16 protein-coding genes are annotated in these 20341 nt (G+C 50.0%); 10 read left to right on the top strand and 6 right to left on the bottom strand.

Translation table 11 applies throughout. From position 1 onward, the window contains the following. Positions 1-13: 13 nt before the first annotated feature. Positions 14-3151 carry an efflux RND transporter permease subunit gene (locus J3B89_RS18755; protein ID WP_215399167.1) on the top strand — a complete coding sequence of 1046 codons (3138 nt, stop codon included), beginning with the start codon at positions 14-16 and terminating at the stop codon, positions 3149-3151. 107 nt (positions 3152-3258) lie between these two features. Here J3B89_RS18755 and ylqF read toward each other — a convergent pair whose 3' ends face one another. From ylqF to J3B89_RS18730, 5 genes are all read right to left on the bottom strand, one after another. Beyond that, the gene (gene ylqF, locus J3B89_RS18750; protein WP_215399166.1) at positions 3259-4194 is read right to left on the bottom strand and encodes a ribosome biogenesis GTPase YlqF; all 936 of its coding nucleotides are present in this window, start codon (positions 4192-4194) and stop codon (positions 3259-3261) included. A 123-nt stretch (positions 4195-4317) separates the two neighbouring features. After that, positions 4318-4599, bottom strand: a complete 282-nt coding sequence (locus J3B89_RS18745) for a hypothetical protein (protein ID WP_215399165.1) — start codon at positions 4597-4599, stop codon at positions 4318-4320. Positions 4600-4769: 170 nt separating this feature from the next. Next, complete coding sequence (locus J3B89_RS18740; protein ID WP_215399164.1) at positions 4770-5816, bottom strand: CsiV family protein; 1047 nt, start codon at positions 5814-5816, stop codon at positions 4770-4772. Continuing rightward, a complete protein-coding gene (gene mfd / locus J3B89_RS18735; protein ID WP_215399163.1) occupies positions 5813-9289 on the bottom strand; it encodes a transcription-repair coupling factor in 3477 nt (1158 codons plus the stop codon). The genes J3B89_RS18740 and mfd overlap by 4 nt, the downstream gene beginning before the upstream one ends. Positions 9290-9335: 46 nt before the next feature. Further along, positions 9336-9935 (bottom strand): PilZ domain-containing protein, encoded by a 600-nt coding sequence (locus J3B89_RS18730; RefSeq protein WP_215399162.1) that lies wholly within the window; start codon positions 9933-9935, stop codon positions 9336-9338. 45 nt (positions 9936-9980) lie between these two features. On the opposite strand from J3B89_RS18730, the gene J3B89_RS18725 reads away from it, so the two are divergent. The 3 genes from J3B89_RS18725 to J3B89_RS18715 are packed head-to-tail and all read left to right on the top strand — an operon-like array spanning position 9981 to position 13138. After that, entirely contained in the window at positions 9981-11231 is a 1251-nt protein-coding gene (locus tag J3B89_RS18725; RefSeq protein ID WP_251372560.1) for a lipoprotein-releasing ABC transporter permease subunit, read from the top strand. Beyond that, entirely contained in the window at positions 11224-11907 is a 684-nt protein-coding gene (lolD, locus tag J3B89_RS18720) for a lipoprotein-releasing ABC transporter ATP-binding protein LolD (RefSeq protein WP_215399161.1), read from the top strand. Before J3B89_RS18725 ends, lolD begins: the two co-directional genes overlap by 8 nt. Then, positions 11900-13138, top strand: coding sequence for a lipoprotein-releasing ABC transporter permease subunit (locus J3B89_RS18715; RefSeq protein ID WP_215399160.1), 1239 nt, complete (start codon positions 11900-11902; stop codon positions 13136-13138). Before lolD ends, J3B89_RS18715 begins: the two co-directional genes overlap by 8 nt. Before the next feature lie 5 nt (positions 13139-13143). Here the strand turns inward: J3B89_RS18715 and J3B89_RS18710 are convergent, their stop codons facing one another. After that, positions 13144-13674, bottom strand: a complete 531-nt coding sequence (locus tag J3B89_RS18710; protein WP_215399159.1) for a DUF2062 domain-containing protein — start codon at positions 13672-13674, stop codon at positions 13144-13146. Between the two features lie 64 nt (positions 13675-13738). Here J3B89_RS18710 and J3B89_RS18705 point away from each other — a divergent pair, with 64 nt between their 5' ends. Genes J3B89_RS18705 through J3B89_RS18680 form a run of 6 tightly spaced genes read left to right on the top strand, consistent with a single transcriptional unit; the run spans position 13739 to position 20339 of the window. Then, entirely contained in the window at positions 13739-15949 is a 2211-nt protein-coding gene (locus J3B89_RS18705; RefSeq protein ID WP_215399158.1) for a DNA internalization-related competence protein ComEC/Rec2, read from the top strand. Between the two features lie 15 nt (positions 15950-15964). Further along, positions 15965-17734, top strand: coding sequence for a lipid A export permease/ATP-binding protein MsbA (gene msbA, locus J3B89_RS18700; protein ID WP_251372559.1), 1770 nt, complete (start codon positions 15965-15967; stop codon positions 17732-17734). Then, positions 17731-18708 (top strand): tetraacyldisaccharide 4'-kinase, encoded by a 978-nt coding sequence (gene lpxK / locus J3B89_RS18695; protein WP_215399157.1) that lies wholly within the window; start codon positions 17731-17733, stop codon positions 18706-18708. The genes msbA and lpxK overlap by 4 nt, the downstream gene beginning before the upstream one ends. After that, on the top strand, positions 18698-18895 hold the full coding sequence (locus J3B89_RS18690) for a Trm112 family protein (RefSeq protein ID WP_215399156.1): 198 nt from the start codon (positions 18698-18700) through the stop codon (positions 18893-18895). The genes lpxK and J3B89_RS18690 overlap by 11 nt, the downstream gene beginning before the upstream one ends. Beyond that, the gene (gene kdsB, locus J3B89_RS18685) at positions 18883-19635 is read left to right on the top strand and encodes a 3-deoxy-manno-octulosonate cytidylyltransferase (RefSeq protein ID WP_215399155.1); all 753 of its coding nucleotides are present in this window, start codon (positions 18883-18885) and stop codon (positions 19633-19635) included. The genes J3B89_RS18690 and kdsB overlap by 13 nt, the downstream gene beginning before the upstream one ends. Then, a complete protein-coding gene (locus tag J3B89_RS18680) occupies positions 19635-20339 on the top strand; it encodes a TIGR01621 family pseudouridine synthase (RefSeq protein WP_215399154.1) in 705 nt (234 codons plus the stop codon). The genes kdsB and J3B89_RS18680 overlap by 1 nt, the downstream gene beginning before the upstream one ends. Positions 20340-20341 lie beyond the last annotated feature (2 nt).

Below are 20341 nucleotides of genomic sequence, written 5' to 3'. Positions count from 1 at the left end.
AAAGGAGATAAACATGATTGAAGCTATCGTTCGTTTCTCAATTGAGCGACGGTATCTGATGCTGGGCCTGATCTTGTTACTGATTGGCGCCGGGCTGTGGAGTTACCAGCGATTACCTATCGATGCAGTACCTGATATTACCAACGTACAGGTACAAATTAACACTGAAGCGCCTGGCTATTCACCTTTGGAAGCCGAGCAACGGATTACCTTTGTGGTGGAAACGGCGCTTTATGGCTTGCCAAAACTAAAATATACCCGTTCGTTGTCACGTTACGGGCTGTCACAGGTTACGGTGGTGTTTGAAGAAGGCACCGACATTTATTTTGCCCGTAACCTGCTTAATGAGCGGCTTGGCAGTATCAAGAATGCACTGCCTGCCGGACTGGAACCACAAATGGGACCCATTGCTACTGGCCTGGGTGAAATATTTGTTTATACCGTCGATGTTAAACCCGGCGCTACTGATGCAAATGGCAAACCGCTTGATGCCATGTATTTGCGTGAAGTACAGGACTGGATTATCAAACCGCAACTGGCGCAAGTGCCCGGTGTGGTTGAGGTTAATACCATCGGTGGTTATGACAAACAGTACCACGTGATGCCTGATCCGGCAAAAATGCTGGCCATGGGTGTGACATTGCCGCAACTGTCAGAGGCGCTGCTTAGCAATAATGCTAACCGTGGGGCAGGTTATATTGAGCGTAATGGCCAGCAATTACTGGTGCGTTCGCCCAGCCAGCTCAGTACTATCAGCAGTATTGAAAATGTGGTGGTAGCGCTAAATGGCTCAGTACCTATCCGGATAAAAGATGTGGCAGAAGTAGGGCTTGGTAAAGAGTTACGTACCGGTGCCGCCACCCGTGACGGCCACGAAACCGTAATGGGTACGGTGATGATGCTGCTGGGTGAAAACTCGCGGACCGTTGCCCGCGATGCTGCTCAAAAGCTGGAAGAGATAAAAGCTTCCCTGCCAGAAAATGTGATTGTTGAAGCGGTATATGACCGTACCACGCTGGTAGATAAAACCATTGCGACTGTGCAAAAAAATCTGCTGGAAGGGGCATTACTGGTCATTGTGGTGCTGTTTGTGCTGCTGGGGAATATCCGCGCGGCACTGATTACCGCCGCCGTAATCCCGCTGGCAATGTTGGCCACCATTACCGGTATGGTACAGCAAGGCGTATCAGCTAACTTGATGAGCCTGGGAGCGCTGGATTTTGGCCTGATTGTCGATGGTGCGGTGATTATTGTCGAAAACTGTATCCGGCGCTTAGGAATGGCACAACACCAAAATGGTGGCTTGCTGGCACTGCGCGAACGCTTAAACGTGGTGTTTGCTGCAACGACCGAAGTGATTAAACCCAGTTTGTTTGGGGTAGCGATTATCACGGTAGTGTATATCCCGATTTTTGCCCTGACCGGCGTTGAAGGCAAAATGTTTCACCCAATGGCCGCTACAGTAGTAATGGCATTACTGGCCGCTATGGTGCTGTCACTGACTGTGGTTCCTGCCGCCGTTGCCGTGTTTATGAGCGGTAAAATCAACGAACAGGAAAGCCGGGTTATTGTGGCTGCAAAATCACTGTATCGTCCGGTGTTGCATGCCGTAATCAAGCTGCGTTTGCTGGTTGCTGGTTTGGCAACGCTGCTGGTCGCGGTTTGTTTATGGCTTGCCACCACGCTGGGATCGGAATTTATCCCACAATTGGATGAAGGCGATATTGCCTTGCATGCGATGCGGGTAACCGGTACCGGGCTGGAGCAGTCAGTTGCAATGCAGGAAGTACTGGAGCAGCGGATTAAGCAATTTCCTGAAGTTGATAAGGTTTTTGCCAAAATTGGTACGCCGGAAGTAGCAACTGATCCGATGCCGCCGAACGTTGCAGACAACTTTGTTATTTTAAAACCGCGCAGCGAATGGCCGGATCCGCGTAAAACCAAAGCGGCGCTGGTAGCTGAAATGGAACAGGCACTGGAACAACTGCCTGGTAATAACTACGAGTTTACCCAGCCGATTCAGATGCGTTTTAACGAGCTGATTTCTGGTGTGCGTTCGGATGTGGGCATTAAAGTGTTTGGTGATGACCTGGATGTGCTGTTAAGCGTAGCAAACAGCATTGAGCAGGTTGCCAACAGTATTAGCGGCGCGGCAGATGTGAAAACAGAACAGGTATCCGGTTTACCGGTACTGTCGGTAATGCCAAAGCTAACGGCTTTATCCCGTTACGGACTAACAGTCAGCCAGTTTCAGGATATCATCGCCATGTCGATTGGTGGCGAAGAGGCGGGGCTAATCTATGAAGGTGATCGCCGGTTTCAGCTAATAGTTCGTTTACCGGAGCAAATCCGCAGTGATATTGATAGCCTGTCATGGCTGCCTATTCCAACGCCGGATGGAGGCTATGTACCGCTAAATGAAATTGCTACGCTGGATATTCAACCGGCACCGGCACAAATCAGCCGCGAAAATGGTAAGCGCCGTATTGTGGTATCGGCTAATGTGCGCGAGCGCGATCTGGGTAGCTTTGTTGCCGAACTGAAACAGCGGATTAGTGCCGACGTCACTCTGCCAGCCGGTTACTGGCTGGATTATGGCGGTACTTTTGAGCAATTGGAGTCGGCCAGTAAACGGCTGGCAATCGTAGTGCCGGTGACCTTATTGCTGATTATCGCCTTGTTGGTGATGGCGTTTAATTCGCTCAAAGATGCACTGATTATCTTTACCGGTGTGCCACTGGCACTGACGGGGGGCGTACTGGCACTGTGGCTGCGCGATATGCCGCTGTCTATTTCAGCCGGTGTCGGCTTTATTGCCTTGTCTGGTGTCGCGGTGCTGAACGGTCTGGTAATGGTATCGTTTATGCGCCAGCTATGGCAGGAAAAAGGCGATTTACTGTATGCCGTGGTTGAAGGCGCGTTGATCCGGTTACGTCCGGTATTGATGACAGCGCTGGTGGCCAGCCTGGGGTTTGTGCCAATGGCGTTGAATACCGGCACCGGTGCTGAAGTACAACGCCCGCTGGCAACCGTGGTCATCGGTGGTATTATCTCAGCAACCTTGCTGACGTTGTTAGTATTACCGGCTTTGTATCACTGGTGGCATAAAAAAGATTACATCAACAGGGAGGACGCTCCTGAGTTTGGTTGACAAAATCAGGAGAACTTGTGCTTCATATATAAGAATATAAAAGGGAAGCCCTGCAGGCTTCATTAAGCGTGAAAACCTGAATAAGTGCCTATTTGTTCAGGTTTTCTTTAGCGATACTTTCTCTGTGCTTTGCGTTTGCGTTCGGCTTCACGTTCGGCTTTTTCTTTCGCTTTGGCGCCTTCTTCAGCTTTGGCGTCTATTTGTTCCTGGCTAACCATTTCCGGTGTTTCAAGAGTGATCTGACCAAGATTGCCTGCACGTAGCTCGGTAATTAATATGCTGCCGGCTTTTTCCAGATCAACAATACCACCTTTACGCATGGCTCCGCGTTTAAGGCCAATGGCATCCATCAGTGCTAAATCGTTTTCTGGCAGTTCGGTTAAGCCAAAGCGTTGCATAACTGCCTGTGGGTAGGCTCTTAACAGATAGTCGGCAGCAAACATGGCAATATCGGCATAATCAAACACGGTATCTTTTATTGCGCCTGTAACCGCCAGCCGGTAGCCGCAGGTAGGCGGGCTGAGCTTGGGCCATAAAAAGCCCGGTGTGTCGGTTAAAATCACGTTATTTTCCAGCTTAATACGCTGTTGCATTTTTGTCACACCGGCTTCGTTGCCGGTTTTGGCAATGGTACGCCCGGCAAGGGTATTAATTAATGTTGATTTACCAACGTTAGGAATACCCATTATCATGGCCCGCGCTGCACGGATATCCAGATTACGCTCTGGCAGCATGTCGTTACACAATTGCAGCAAGGCGCGGATTTGCTCCGGATTTTGCTGGCTGATAGGAATAGCTTTTACGCCAGCCTGTTGTTCAAAATGTTCAACCCAGCGCCGGGTTAGCACAGGATCGGCTAAGTCGGCTTTATTCAGCACTTTAATACAGGGCGTGTTGCCACGCAGCTGCGGCACTAAAGGGTTTTCGCTGGAGAAGGGAATACGGGCATCAAGCATTTCGATAATAATATCGACCTGCGGCATCACTTCAGCGATTTCTTTACGGGCTTTGTGCATATGGCCCGGGAACCAGTTAATAGACATTTGTACAACCTTAAAATCAGCAAATGGCAGACTGTGGCAGCCATATAGCAAAAGCACCCACTGTTTTAGTGGGCGCTGCTATGATAGCGCAAAATGAATAGCTCAAAAATGGTAAAAGCTATGTTAGTGCAGTACGAACTGATAAAAACTCAGCGCAGAAAGCGGTGCCAGCAGGGCCGAATAACAGGCAACACCGGGTAATTTAACAATACCAAGGTTGCGAAATAACAATAATAGCTGATACAGGCCCAGCAGGGGCGGCACCAGTGTTATCCAGACAGTACCGGCCAGAGAAGGAAACAACCAGCTTAATGCTGGCGCGCAACTACTGGCAACAAGCAGTAATGCCACTAACAGTATGTAGTGCTTGGCACTAAATTCCGGTAAAGGGCTCAGATTTTCCATGTTGCTCTGTAATATTTCAGGTTGGTATATCTACTATAGAAAAACAATTTGTTATATACCCGCACTGTTTTGTTTAAATATGTAATACGGGCGCAAGCTTAGGCATTTCTGCTTGCTTTGGCAATACATTTATAGCAATTTTTTTACTGCAGTTGCCCCTTTGCCTGACATTATTCCGCAGCTGGCGGATCAAACCGGCGGATCTGCAGAATAATACCCAGGTGAGGGTGGTCCAGATAATGTATCTCGCCGCTGATCACCCGCCGGCTTTGCCGTACATAAACCGTATTTAGCTTATCTGCCGACGGAATACGCAGGTTAAATTCAGTGTTAACAAATAAATAGTGATCCAGATGCAGTTTAAATAAACCATCAAGCTGCCATACCTGATCCGGTAAGCTACTAAGGTTTTCTTGCTCTGGTGCTATGGCCGCCAGTTGCTCGCCCTGTGGCGCCGGTAACTGGCTGTTAGCGCTGAGTTGTTGTAGCAATGAGTCAATCTGGCTAAGCAGTTGGGTATCGTTGTTGTCGGTTAGGGTATAGGTTGCTGCGTTACTGGTTAGCGCGGGATCAGCAGTTGCTACAAGCAAGTTACGTGGCTGGCTCCAGTAGTCGAATTGTTGTGAGAAGTTTTTTCCGGCAAACCAGCGGCTGGCTATAGCACGCCGCTCTGTTACCGGTGCCTGGCGCCAACTGGTATGCAGTAGCAGTGACATGCCGGCCTGACGGTTAATGCGCTGGGCAATATCACGCAGCTGCAGGGCGCTGTCATCCGCCAGATAAGGAGTATTCTGATGTTCACCATGGCCGGTAATCACGGTTGGCAGCTGTGACGGGTAGGCTACTTTATTAATGGTATTACGTGGCTGAAACAGGTTGTGCTGCTGCCATGGTTTTACCTGTGGTTCAAAAATGCACATGGTGTTTGAACGCAGTGGCATCAGTTCAAACTCACTGGCAAAGCCGGTGTCTTGCGAACACAGCGGTAGTTCAGACAGCAAAGCGGCGATATCTGGCTGATAGAGCGGGGTTAACAAATCATAAGCCCGGCCTGGTTTAATGGCTTTAATGCTGTCGCCAAAGGTTTCCTGGATTGCTGCACCGGGCGTTTGGCTGAACACCAGCATTTCCACTTCAAACCAGCGTTGTTGCTGGGCGCTTAGCGGGCTGGTTAGTAAAACACTGCTTAACAGGCAATACTTCAGGGTTTTAATCATTTGCTTACCTTATGTCTGGCAAAATCAGACAGCATGTTTTCTATCAGGCTTAAACGTGCTTTGCTGTCATCTGTATTAATACTAAACCGCAGTTTTTGGCCGCCTTCAAGCTTAAAGATGCGCGACTGCTTTTGTATCAGTTCGATAATATAGCCGGGTGATACGGCGGTTCTGTCGCTGAATTCTATCACACCGCCTTTATTACTGGCTTCAATGCGGCGAATGCCGAGTTGCTCTGCCTGCAGTTTAAACTCAGACAATGCTACCAGATTTTTTGCTGCATCGGGCAGTAACCCGAAACGGTCAATCAGTTCTACCTGTACTTCATCCAACTCGTCGGTGCTGCGGGCCGATGCCAGCTTTTTATAGCAGGATAACCGCAGGTTTACATCGGGTATGTAGCTATCAGGCAGTAAAGCAGGGATGCGCAGTTCAATCTCTGTCTGCTGGCTTAACATGGCATCCAGACTGGGCTCTCGGCCATTTTTCAGTGCGTTGACGGCTTGTTCCAGCATATCCATATACAGGCTGAAACCTACTGATTCAATCTGGCCGCTTTGCTCATCACCCAACAGTTCACCGGCACCACGAATTTCCAGATCGTGCGTTGCCAGGGCAAAACCTGCGCCTAAATCTTCCAGGCTGGCGATGGCCTCCAGGCGTTTTTCTGCGTCTTTGGTTAAGCGCTTTGGCGGTGGAGTGAGTAAATAGGCATAAGCCTGATGATGTGAACGGCCAACCCGGCCACGCAACTGGTGCAATTGTGCCAGGCCGAAATTATCCGCCCGGTTAATAATAATGGTATTAGCTGTGGGTACGTCGATACCGGTTTCAATAATGGTTGAACATAGCAGGACATTAAAGCGCTGGTGGTAAAAATCTGACATGATTTGTTCAAGTTCGCGCTCGCGCATCTGGCCATGCGCTATACCAATTATTGCCTCCGGCAGCAGTTCGGCTAAATCGGTAGCGGCTTTTTCAATGCTTGCTACGTCGTTATGCAGAAAATACACCTGGCCGCCACGCAGGATTTCGCGCATGACCGCTTCGCGGATCAAGCCACTTTCGTATTGCCGCACGAAGGTTTTTACTGCCAGGCGCCGCGCCGGTGGCGTGGCAATAATGGATAAATCCCGCATACCCGACATAGACATATTCAGCGTACGCGGAATAGGCGTGGCCGTTAGTGTAAGAATATCGATATTGGCACGCAGTGCTTTAATTTTTTCTTTCTGCCGTACGCCAAAGCGGTGTTCTTCATCTACGATCAGCAGGCCCAGATCATGCAGCCTGATGTCATCCTGCAGCAGTTTGTGTGTGCCAATCAGAATATCCACTTTGCCGTTTTCCACATCGGCCAGAATAGCTTTTTGCTCTTTTGCGCTGACAAAACGTGATAATACTTCTACCCTTACCGGCCAGTTGGCAAAGCGGTCTTTAAAGTTTTCAAAGTGTTGTTGTGCCAGCAATGTAGTGGGCACCAGTATGGCCACCTGTTTACCGTCGTTAACTGCAACAAATGCACCGCGCATGGCCACTTCGGTTTTACCAAAGCCGACATCACCACACACCAGCCGGTCCATTGGTTGCGGGCTTTGCATATCACGCAGCACGGCATCGATGGCATCCTGCTGATCGGCGGTTTCTTCAAACGGAAAGCTGTCAGCAAAAGACAGATACTGTTGTTCATCTAAAGTAAAGGCGTAACCTTTATGCGCTGCGCGCTGGGCGTAAACGTCGAGTAGCTCTGCGGCGACATCACGTACTTTTTCGGCGGCTTTGCGGCGGGATTTTTCCCAGCTGTCGTTACCCAGTTTATGCAGTGGTGCATGTTCGGCGTCGCTGCCGCTGTAACGGCTGAGTAGATGCAAAGAGGTAACCGGCACATACAGTTTACTGCTGCCGGCATATTCAATAGTAACAAATTCGGCGCTGATACCTGCGGCATCCAGCAGTTGCAGGCCCTGGTAACGGCCAATACCGTGTTGTAAATGCACTACCGGCTGGCCAATACTCAGCTCAGCCAGATTACGGATAACGGTATCGCTGGATACCTGCTGGCTGCGTTTGCGCCGCCGGCGCTGGCTAATTTTTTGGCCAAACAGCTCGTTTTCGCTTACCAGCGCCAGTGGCTTAACCAGACGCAGCAAGACGCCTTGCTCTAATGCGCCTACTACTATGCCTAAATCGTCGCTGCTGCGGTTAAACGCATCAAGATCATCAAATTGTGATACATGCACGCCGGCTTTATGCAGCAACTGTAGCAGGCTTTCGCGCCGGCCTTCGCTTTCTACAAAAAACAGCAGCCGCCCCTGTTGCTGCTTTAGCAGCAGAATAAAGTCCTGCAAGGCTTGCAGCGGATTTTTCAGTTGGTGATTTACGCTTAGATCAGGCAGAGTTTCAGCTTCGGCATTGGCGCTGCCGGCTTTGACGGGCAGTGGTGCGATGCTTAAACGGATCCGGCCATAGTTTTTTAAGCTGGCAAACAGTTGGTCGGTACTCAGATACAGCTGTGCCGGAGGCAGTATCGGCCGCAGTAAATCAATAGCGCGGTCGTCAAAGCGGCGTTTTAGTTCCTGCCAGAATCTATCGGCACTGTGCTCGGTATCTCCCAGCAGCAGACAGCGGCTGTTTGCCGGTAAATAGTCAAATAAGGTGGCTGTTTTTTCGGTAAACAGTGGCAGATAGTATTCAATACCGGCTGGTAATAACCCCTGGCTAACTTGCTGATATAGCGATTCTTTCTCGTTTCTGGCATTAAAGCGTTCACGGTACGCCATACGAAAACGTTCGATCGCGGCCTGATCGGTTGGAAACTCGTGCGCGGGTAACAGCTCTATTGCCTCTACCGCTTGCAGGCTACGCTGATTGTCCGGATCAAAGGTGCGGATGCCATCGACGTCGTTATCAAAAAAGTCGATGCGGTAGGGGACGTGGGCCCCCATTGGGTATAAATCTAATATTGAACCGCGGGCTGAGAATTCGCCGTGCTCCATGACCTGCTCGACACTGCGGTAACCAACCGCTGCCAGCTGGCGTTTTAACGCCGCTAAATCTGCTTGCTGGCCTTTTTTTATCAGAAAACTGTTTTGCTCCAGATAATCGCGGTGGCAAATACGTAACAGCAGTGTACTAACCGGCACTATCACCAGGCCCTGCGTCAGGCGTGGCAACTGGTACAGCGTTTTCAGCCGTTGCGATACAATATCCTGATGTGGCGAAAACACATCGTAAGGCAAGGTTTCCCAATCGGGCAGGGTAAGTAACGGACAGTTTTGTTGCTGATAAAATACGCCCAGTTCTTGCTCCAGCTTCAGGGCTGTTGGCGTGTCAGGTACAATAAGCAGGTATAATGCCGGTTGCTGTGTAATCAGTTGTGCCAATGCCAGTGGCAGGGCAGCGCCTTGTAAATTGCCCCAGTGCAGCTGATCCTGGGCATGTTTAAGCTGTGGCAGAGAAGTGATCAGATCCATTAAAACGACGAAGCCTTACAAATAATAAAATTGGGTTATGGTGCACTTAGCTGTTTTTTTGCTGCCGTTGCTCGGCCTTTTGTTTTAATAAACGTGATTGCTGATGCAGGCTGGCACGCACGATAAGTTCGCGATCTTCATCCCGAATGCAATTAAACACCACCTTTATCTGCCACTGGCCGTCAGCAGCAGGCTGACAACTCAGTACCTGGCCATAGCAGAATACTGCGCCATCGTTATTATCCAGAAAAATTTTCAGTTCAAGCACCTGTAAAGGTGCCATGGCGGTATCGGCTAAAAAACAGCAGCCGCTGCCACCATAACTCAGAGTGTGATAACGCTGGCTGTTATTGTCTTGCTGTTGCAATACGTATTGCAGCAGTAAATCTATTTTACGGGCTTGTTGTTGCAAATAAAGTGCTAACTCTTCGGCCAGTTCGCCTAAGCGGTTTAATGCGCGTAACGCCGAGTTGTTCAGACTGCTGGCTTCAGAGGCCATTAAAAAAGGTGCCGGGATGGCATTTTGCAATGCCGCCGCATCAGGCAAAGCGATATCCAGAGGCCGGGCATTGAGGCTGATGGCATGCTCAATGCTGAAGTAATCCTGATAGGCATCATCTAACTGCTGTAATGTGAAATCACTCATGGCAATACCTTTGCAAGCTGCTTGTCACGACAGGCAATAATCTCTATGATCGACGCCACTTTACCATCTAACGCAGGTCTTGTCCTGAATATTAGGATGCCGTTGCCAGTCAGTTTATTAATCGGCTTACGCTATAGCCAAAGCCGAAAGGGTAATGCCTTTATCTCCTTCATTACATTGTTTTCCGTGGCCGGGATCTTTCTGGGTGTCATGGCGTTAACTATTGTCAGCTCAGTAATGAACGGTTTTGAGGGCGAGCTGAAAAAGCGTATTCTCGGTGTGATCCCGCATTTGGTCGTAACGACACCCGCCAATAGCCCACAACATTGGCAGCAACCTTTGCTGACAGATGCCGCAGTGTTGCAGATTAACCCGTTTTTACAGGCTGAGGCGCTGGTGCAGTCGCCACGGCAGTTAACGGCTGTGCTATTGCAAGGAGTAACGACAGATGCACTGCCGGCTTTTATGCAGCAGGCGCTGTTGGTTGGTAACTGGCAGGATTTTGCCTCGCAGCGCTACAGTGTGGTGCTGGGGCGTGCTCTGGCTGAGCAATTGGAAGTATCGGTAGGTGACCCGGTACGCTTTATGTTGCCTCAGGCTGGCAGCTATACCCCTATGGGCTGGGTACCGCGCCAGCGCTTGTTTACCGTAACTGGCATTCTGGAAACCGGCTCTGATGTCGATAAACTGATTGCTGTAACCGCACTGGATGATTTAACCAGGCTGTTAAATGCCGGCGGAAAAGAGCAGCAATGGCGGGTTACGCTGAAAGAGCCGTTTAGCGCACCGGCAATGGGCACAAAACTGGCGGCTGAAACCGGTTTAAAAGTACAGGACTGGCGGCAAAGCCATGGCAAATTATTTGCTGCCGTGGCGATGGAGAAAGCCATGATGTGGCTGATGTTATTGCTGATTGTTGCGGTAGCGGCATTTAATATTGTCTCGGCTCTGGTAATGATGGTAACCGACAAACAAGCTGAAATTGCTATTTTAAAAACGCTGGGCATGACAGACAGACAGCTGTTTACCGTATTTGCCGTGCAGGGGATCAGTAACGGCCTGACCGGAGCGGTAAGCGGTGCTGTAGCCGGGGTGTTGTTATGCTGGCAGTTAAACCCCTTATTACACCTGTTTGGTTTGTCAGTGGCGCCGGGAGTCGAGCTGCCGGTAGATATTCAGCTAGAACAAATTTTATTAATTTTGCTAAGTGCGCTGGCTTTAACGCTGATGGCCGTGTGGTATCCGGCAAAACGTGCTGTGGCAATAAATCCGGCGGACATTTTACGCGATGAGTAATGTATTAACGGCAACACAACTGTGCAAAAGTTACCGGGACGGCCAGCAGGTTACAGAAGTACTGCACGGCATAGATTTAACCATTAAACACGCCGACATGCTGGCTATTGTTGGTAGCTCGGGCTCGGGTAAAAGTACTTTACTGCATATTTTAGGCACGCTGGACCAGGCCGACAGTGGCAGTTTAAACGTATTGGGCCAGGATGTTGCCCGGATGACATCGCAGCAAAAAGCCGCTTTGCGTAATGGCCAGCTGGGGTTTATTTACCAGTTTCATCATTTGCTGATGGATTTTACCGCCTTAGAAAACGTTGCTATGCCGCTGCTTATCCGTGGTTTATCGGCCACCGCCGCTAAGCAGCGCGCCAGCGTAATGCTTGAGCGTGTAGCGCTGGCACATCGTAGCCACCATAAACCGGCAGAACTCAGTGGTGGCGAGCGCCAGCGCGTTGCTATTGCCCGGGCGTTGGTAGGCGAGCCGGCATTAGTATTGGCTGATGAGCCGACCGGCAATCTGGATCAGCACACTGCCGAGAGTATTTATCAGTTACTGCGCACATTAAACCGGGAGCTTGGTACCAGTTTTATTGTAGTAACCCATGATTTGGCACTGGCGGCACGGTTAGACCGTCATGTATCTATGCGTGATGGCCGTCTGGAGCTTGCCCATGGCTAGCCTGGCCTGGCAGTTGGCCCGGCGTTACCGTTCTACCCGCCATAGCAGTGGTTTTATCCGCTTTATTTCTGCCAGCTCTACTTTGGGTATCGCGCTGGGTGTAGCTATTCTGATCCTGGCGTTGTCAGTAATGAATGGCTTTGAACTAGCATTGAAACAGCGCTTGTTATCGGTGATCCCGCATGTTGAACTTGAAGCCGTACAGCAGAATTTGCACGATTGGCGGCGTAAGCAACAGCTATTTGCTGAGGTGGCCGGTGTTGAAGCGGTAGCGCCTTATATTAAAAGTAACGGTATGTTAAGGGCTGGCGCAGAAGTAAAAGCCGCAGAAGTGCGTGGTATTGATATTACCTCAGAGCGGCGCATCAGCGATTTTGCCGGTTATATCAGTGCTGGCCAGCTTGATACCCTGCAACAGAGCGATATTGTACTGGGGCAGGGTATTGCCGATGCGCTGAACGTCAAAGTAGGCGGGCAGGTACAGTTGTTATTACCCCGCTTAACCGAAGATGGCCGCCTGGCCAGCCACAGTACCGCCAGCCTGACAGTTAGCGCCATAGTTGCCGTGGGCGGCCAGCTTGATTACAGCCATGTCTGGCTTGATATTACCACGCTGGCTAACTTACTGGCTTTTGAACCAGATACTGTGCAGGGCTTCGCATTTAGGCTGGACGATATTTTTCAGGCACCGCAAATGGCACGCGAGCTGGGCCGGGTATCGGAAGACTATGTTTATCTGCTGGACTGGTTTCGCAGCCAGGGCCATGTTTATCAGGATATCCAGATGGTACGCAGTATTTTATATCTGGTACTGGCACTGGTGATTGCTGTAGCCAGTTTTAATATTGTTGCCACACTGGTGATGGCCGTGCGGGAAAAAGAAGGCGATATTGCCATTTTGCTTACTATGGGGATTTCGCCTGCGGTAATTATACGTACCTTTATGTGGTTGGGCTGGCTTAATGGCTTAATTGGTGCTGTGGCTGGCTTAGTTGTTGGTGTATTACTGGCCAGTTATATTGAGCCGGTATTTGCTTTTGTAACGAACATGCTGGGTAAGTCGTTGCTTGACCCGAGCATCTATTTTATTAACTTTGTACCGTCTTTATTACAGTGGCAGGATGTATTGCTGACCTTTGGTGTGGCGATAATCATGAGCTTGCTGGCAACGCTTTATCCGGCGTGGCGGGCCAGTAAGGTGCAACCTGCACGGGTGCTTGGCCAGCGTTAATAACGTTAAAGCGGCGGTTGGTGTTTCCGCTTTAATTTTTTGCCAAGCTGGGCTTTTCTTACTGATAAACGCCACAGCCAGTCGATAACAAAATAGCCAATAATGGCCGAGCAAATTCCCATCAGCAAACAGCCGGCCAGAAAAGGTTTACCTATAGTGTGAATACTATGCACCAGCCAATCCCAGCTGGCTTCAAAGGCAAAAGGCTCCAGCGGTGTTCTTAGCACCACTGAGCCCACCAGATAACTGATATAAAACAAAACCGGCATAGTTATCGGGTTGGTTAACCATACCAGCGCTACTGATATCGGTAAGTTAACCCGCATCGGTATTGCTACCGCAGCCGATGCTACCATTTGAAACGGAATAGGCATCCAGGCAAAAAACAATCCCACCGCAAAAGCGCCGCGGGCCGATCGTCGGTTCAGGTGCCACAAATTACCATCATGTAACAGCGAGCCAAATATTTTTAGCAGCTTCTGCTGCTTGATTTTTTCTGGCGATGGTAGATATTTCTTAATAAAGTTCTTTGGCATTACAACCTATTCACAAAAAACAAACATGAAATCTTTTTGTATCGGTGTGCTTGCAGGCAGCCTATTGTCGTTATTTTTGCCAATAGTGCCACCTTTTTTCACAGTATTTTTGCTGCTGCCGCTAACTATACTGTTATGTGCGGTACGTCAGCAGTTTTGTGCCGGGCTGGCCGCCTTTATTTGTTGTTGGGTAACCCAGTTTGCTACCTATGAAAGCGAGCAGCAGCAACTGTTGAACTACAGCGAACCGCTGCAAGGTACTATTGTTGGTATACCAAAACAGTACGCTGAGTATAGCCAATTTACCTTGCAACTGGAAAACAGTACCGCTACAGGGTATCAGATCCAGTTGAACTGGTCACAACCTCCGGTGCTATTACAAGAAGGCCAGCGCTGGCGGCTGTATGCGCGGCTAAGGCCGGTAGCCGGTAGTGCTAACCCGGCTAGTGTCAACCGTGAGGCGCAGGCTTTATTGCAAGGTGTCTTAGCCCAGGGCTCTGTGCTTAGCGGGCCTGACGCGCAATTATTGCCGCATAAGGTGACAATGCGCCAGCGACTGATAGTGCAGTTGCAACAGGCAACAGCAAAATTAGACAGTGCGCCGCTGTTACTGGCACTGGCAGTGGGGCAGCGCCAGTTTTCACCGGCGTTATGGCAGGGGTTGCAGCAGTCTGGTTTAGCGCATTTACTGGCTATTTCCGGTTTGCATATTGGCCTGGTATTTGGCTGGAGCTTTTTTTTATTGCGTGTTATACCCTGGCCGCTGCGCTACTTAGCCTGGCGTCAGGGCATGGCGTTAACCGGGGCTTTGCTGGCGGCTTTTACGTATGCCTGGCTGGCCGGTTTTGCTATTCCAACCATCAGAGCGGCATTTGCTTTACTACTGATGGTGTTGGCCTGGCTGCAATACCGGCGGCTGAGCTACAGCCATTATTGGTTATTGCTTACGGCAGTGCTGTTGCTGGCCCAGCCCTTTTTTGTGCTAAGCAAAAGCTTCTGGCTATCGGTACTGGCCGTGGCGGTTATTTTTACTGTGTTGTGGCTGCAACCGCGCGACAGCAGGCACTGGCGCAGTAAGTTCTACTTGTTTTTGCGTTTTCACTTTTGTCTGACGTTACTGATGTCATTACTCAGCTTGCTGCTATTTGATGGCAGTTCGGTGCTGGCGTGGGTGTCAAATGTGCTATGGGTGCCCTGGTGCAGCTTGCTGGCCATTCCGTTGCTGTTTAGCAGCCTGGTGGCTGAATTGGTTCAGCTACCCGGTAGCAGTGTGCTGTGGCAGTTAACTGATATGGTGTTTCAACCGTTGTTGTGGTGGCTAAACTGGGCTGCTGTGCAAAGCAACAGCTGGTGGGCCTTGCCTGATCAGCACTGGTTACTGATTGGCAGCCTGTTGCTTGTCTGTTTGCTGTTTTTGGTGTCATACCAGCGCATATTTCTTTACCTTGGCGTTGTGCTGATGCTGCCGTTAGTGCTGGCATTTACCCGGCCGGTGCAGTGGCAGTTGCATCTGATTGATGTCGGGCAGGGGCTGTCGGTGTTACTGCAGCATGGCCAGCGCGGCCTGTTGTACGATGCCGGGCCGCGTTATGGCCAGCATAGTGCTACCGCATCGCAGGTATTACCTTATTTGCGCCAGCGTGGTGTACGTCAACTGGACTATTTAATTTTAAGCCATGACGACAGTGACCATACCGGTGACTGGCAGTTGCTGACAACGTTTTATCCGCAGGTGCAGATATACACTGATATTAGTCACATAGACAAGGCGCAGCCCTGCAGTACTATACCGCAGCAATATTTAGCTGCGCGGCTGCAAATGCTGGATACCGGCAGCGATTTTGGCAATAAGAATGACAGCTCTTGTGTGCTGCTAATTCAGCTGCATGGCTGGCAGATTTTGTTGCCTGGCGATATTGGCGCCAGGGTTGAGCAGCAGCTTATTGCGCGTTATCCGCAGTTAAGCACTAACGTGCTGCTGTTGTCTCATCATGGCAGTAACAGCTCCAGCCATTTTACTTTTTTACACCGGTTAGCGCCGCAACTGGCATTGAACAGTGCCAGTTTGTATAACCGCCATCAGCATCCGGCTGTTGCTGTGCAACAACGGCTGCAGATGCTGGGCATTGCGCTGCATAACACCGCGCATAGCGGAGCTATAAGGCTGGATATCAGTGAGCAGGCGCTGCATGTTCACGAATACCGGACGCAAAGAATACCCTTTTGGCTGCAAAAGCCGGTGGGAAATGCTGAAACCTTATTAACAACACGCTAGAATAGCGGCTGATTTATGAAGCAGGGCTTTATTTTGGTAGAAAATATTACAGATCCCGTCGTTATTTATAAGCGTTTATTGCGCTACGCCAAACCTTACCGGGCCGGATTTATCGCAGCGATACTGGGCATGATTGGTTATGCTCTGGTTGATGCTACTTTTATTTCGTTGATCCAGCCGTTTATTGATCATGGTATTCAGGATAAAGACACTGAGTTTCTTAAATACGCGCCTTTAGTGGTGATCCTGATGTTTATTCTGCGTGGTATCTGTCATTTTATTGCCACTTACTGTATCAGTTGGGTAGGTGGGCATATCGTGAAAGATATCCGCCAACATTTATTCAGCCATATCATGCGGTTACCGGTTAGTTTTCATGATCAGCATTCTACCGGTGAGCTGATTTCGAAAATCACTTACGATGCAGAACAGGTTAAACAGTCTCTGACTAAAGCCTTGATCGTACTGGTGCGTGAAGGCGCTTTTATCATTGGTCTTATCGCCGTCATGTTTTACCACAGCTGGCAGTTATCATTGATTTTCTTTCTGGTTGCCCCTCTGATCGCTGTCATCGTCCGTTTTGTCTCAAAACGTTTTCGTCAGTTAAGTAAACATATTCAGCATGCAATGGGCGGCGTAACCACATCATCAGAGCAAATGCTTAATGGTCATAAGGTTATTTTGTCTTTTGGCGGGCAGGCGCTGGAAGACAAACGTTTTGCGGACATTAATAATAATACCCGGACTCAGGGTATTAAGATGGACTCGGCCCAGGCTATAAGTTCGGGTATTATCCAGTTGATTGCTTCTTTTGCGCTGGCTTTTGTCATTTATATGTCGAGCTCTCCCGAGATGCTCAGCCAATTGAGTGCCGGCAGTTTTTCTGCAATTGTCACCTCTATGGTGGTATTACTTAAACCACTAAAACAACTGACCACAGTGAACAGCGACTTTCAGCGCGGTATTGCAGCTGCCGCCAGTGTATTCGGTATACTGGACCAGCTTCCTGAGCAGGATAGCGGCACGCTGGAACTGACACAGGTTAAGGGTGAAATCCGCTTTGAGCAGGTAAGTTTTCAGTATCCAGGCCATCAGCAACAAGTATTAGACAATATCAGCTTTGTGGTTCATCCGGGGCAAACGGTTGCATTGGTGGGGCGTTCCGGCAGTGGTAAAACGACTATTTCCAGTTTATTGCCACGTTTTTATCAGGCTGAGCATGGGCAAATCCTGCTTGATGGCCAGGATATCCGGCAGTATAAACTGGCGTCGTTACGGGCCCAGATTGCGGTAGTATCCCAGCACGTGACACTGTTTAATGAAAGCATTGCCAATAATATTTGTTACGGCATGACGCAACCGGTTAGTGAGGCTCACTTACTAGATGTTGCCGAAAAAGCCCATGTGTTGGAGTTTGCTGCTAAGTTACCCGACGGCCTTAATACCATCGTCGGCGAAAACGGCGTCAGTTTATCCGGCGGACAACGTCAGCGTATTGCCATCGCCAGGGCATTGTTGCGCCAGGCGCCGATTTTAATTCTGGATGAAGCTACCTCAGCGCTGGATACAGAATCTGAGCGTAAAATTCAGTCGGCACTTAATGAGCTGTTAAAAGGCCGTACCAGCATTGTTATTGCACACCGGTTATCCACCATTGAAAACGCTGATGTCATTATTGTTATGGACCAGGGGCGTATTGTAGAGCAGGGCGATCATCATACTTTGCTGGCACAAAACGGCGCTTATGCGCAGCTGTATAAGCTGCAGTTTGGCGAGCAGCAGTGAGTTTTACTACGCGGCTTTGGTATCAGGGCCATAAAGCTTACTGGTTGTTATTGCCACTAGCCTGGTTGTATGGCGTTATCACTGCACTACGCCGTATGCTGTTTCGCTCAGGCATAAAGCCACAGCTAAAAGTAAAGGCACCGGTTATTGTGGTAGGCAATATTAGTGTTGGCGGAACCGGGAAAACGCCTTTTACACTATTGCTATGCGATACGCTGCGTAAACACGGCTGGAAGCCGGGCATTGTCAGCCGGGGCTATGGCGCTGATATTAAAGCCCCTATACTGGTGAGGCCTGAAGTGGCAACGTCAGCCGGGGTCGGCGATGAGCCGTTACTGCTGGCACAGCGTAGTGGCTGCCCGGTAGTGGTATGCCCGGATCGCGTAGCGGCTGTGCGCTTTTTGCTGCAGCAAACCAGCTGCAATATTATTGTCAGCGATGATGGTCTACAGCATTATCGTCTGGCCCGTGATGTGGAAATTGTGCTGATTGACGGCAGCCGTGGCTTGGGTAATGGCCAGTTGTTGCCGGCTGGTCCGTTGCGTGAGGGCCCCTGGCGTTTAAAGCAGGTTGATTTGGTTGTGGCAAACAGCCAGCCCTACGATCAGGCAGACGGCGTAATGCAGCTAAAGGCGGCAACGGCAAAGGCGCTGTGTAGCGAAGCAACGTTAACTCCCTGCCCGGTGACCCTGGTAGCCGGGATTGGTAACCCGCAGCGCTTTGAACGTACGGCGCTGGCAGCCGGTTTTACCGTAATCGCACGGCACTATTTTGCTGATCATCATAAGTTCAGCGCTGCTGATTTTGCTGAAATTAACGGCCCGGTGCTGATGACAGAGAAAGATGCAGTGAAATGCCGCGCTTTTGCCCGTGCTGACTGGTTCAGCCTTGGAGTAGATGCGGTGCTGGATAGCTCACTACAACAAAAACTAGATACCATTTTGACTAATTTGCGGAGCAGTTATGGCACTTAAAGTCGCATTAACCGAGATTCTGGCCTGTCCGTTATGTAAAGGCAAACTAAAATATGATCAGGCATCACAGCAACTGATATGTACCTTTGACCGTTTGGCTTATCCGGTGCGTGATAATATTCCGGTATTGCTGGCCGATGAAGCCCGAGAGCTGACACTGGAAGAGGCTGAAAAATGGCGTTCATAGTGGTTATTCCGGCGCGTTATGCCAGCAGTCGTTTGCCGGGCAAGCCGCTGGCTGATATCGCCGGTAAAACGATGATAGAGCGGGTTTACCAGCAGGCGCTGCAAAGTGGTGCCCAGCGTGTTGTTGTTGCAACCGATGACAACCGGGTAGCTGCTGAGGTAGAACGCTTTGGTGGCGAAGTTTGTATGACTCGTGCAGATCATCAGTCTGGCACTGAACGTCTGGCTGAAGTGGTTAGTAAGTTACAGCTTGCTGCGGACACCGTAGTGGTAAATGTGCAGGGCGATGAGCCGTTTATTCCGCCGTTTATTATTCGCCAGGTTGCGCAAAATCTGGCCGCGCAGCAAAAAGCACAGATGGCAACATTAGCGGTACCACTGATGGATGCGGCTGAAATTGCCAACCCGAATATCGTCAAGGTGGTCAGTGATAAACACGGCTATGCCCTGTATTTTAGCCGCAGTGTTATTCCGTTTGACCGCGATGGTACTTTTCAGGCTGAATTAGCCAGCCATTATCGCCGTCATATTGGTATTTATGCTTATCGGGCGGCGTTTATTCAGCGCTACATCGACTGGCCTGCTTCTGCGCTGGAACAGATTGAAAGCCTGGAGCAACTGCGGGTGCTATGGCATGGCGAATCAATTCATGTTGATACCGCGCTGCAAACACCGGCAGTGGGTGTGGATACGCCTGCTGATCTGGAGCATGCCCGTGCTTATGCTGCCAGCTTTAACTAATGACCCCGGCATTTACACTGATAGCTGAAACATCAGATTTCGTGCTGCTGAATAAAGCGGCCGGTATTAGTTTTCATTCAGACGATGGCCCGGGGCTAGTGGTTTTAGCGCAGCAGCAACTGGGTTATAAATTGTACCCGGTACACCGGCTGGATAAAGTGACCTCCGGCTTAATTGTACTGGCCCGCAGCAGTGACATAGCGGCACAGTTAACACAGCTGTTTAGCACACACCAGGTAGAGAAATACTATCTGGCGCTAAGCCTGGCCAAACCGGTAAAAAAGCAGGGCTGGGTAAAAGGTGATATGACATCAGCACGGCGTGGCGCCTGGAAATTGCTTAACAGCCAGCAAAACCCCGCAGTAACCTATTTTATTAGTCAGGGTTTTGAAAACCTGCCGTTTCGGGCATTTCTGGTGAAGCCCTACAGCGGTAAAACGCATCAAATCAGGGTTGCGCTGAAAAGTGTTGGTGCGGCTATTGCCGGCGATGCATTGTACCAGGGCGCTGTGGCAGACCGGGTGTACCTGCATGCCTATGCGCTGCGCTTTTGTTTGCATAATACCGAATATCAGTACGTACAGGCGCCAACAGAAGGCGCTTTATATCAGCAACTTGGCCAAAGCGGGGCATTGTCAAACTGGGCACAGCCCTGGCAACTGAACTGGCCAAATTACATTTTACCTCAGCAGGTTAACGAATAACG

The sequence above is a fragment of the Rheinheimera oceanensis genome, from assembly GCF_018831085.1.
In the GTDB taxonomy this organism is placed as follows: Bacteria; Pseudomonadota; Gammaproteobacteria; order Enterobacterales; family Alteromonadaceae; genus Alishewanella; species Alishewanella oceanensis.
The sequence above is the reverse complement of the archived record's forward strand: the minus strand, read 5'-3'. Positions and strand labels throughout refer to the sequence as shown.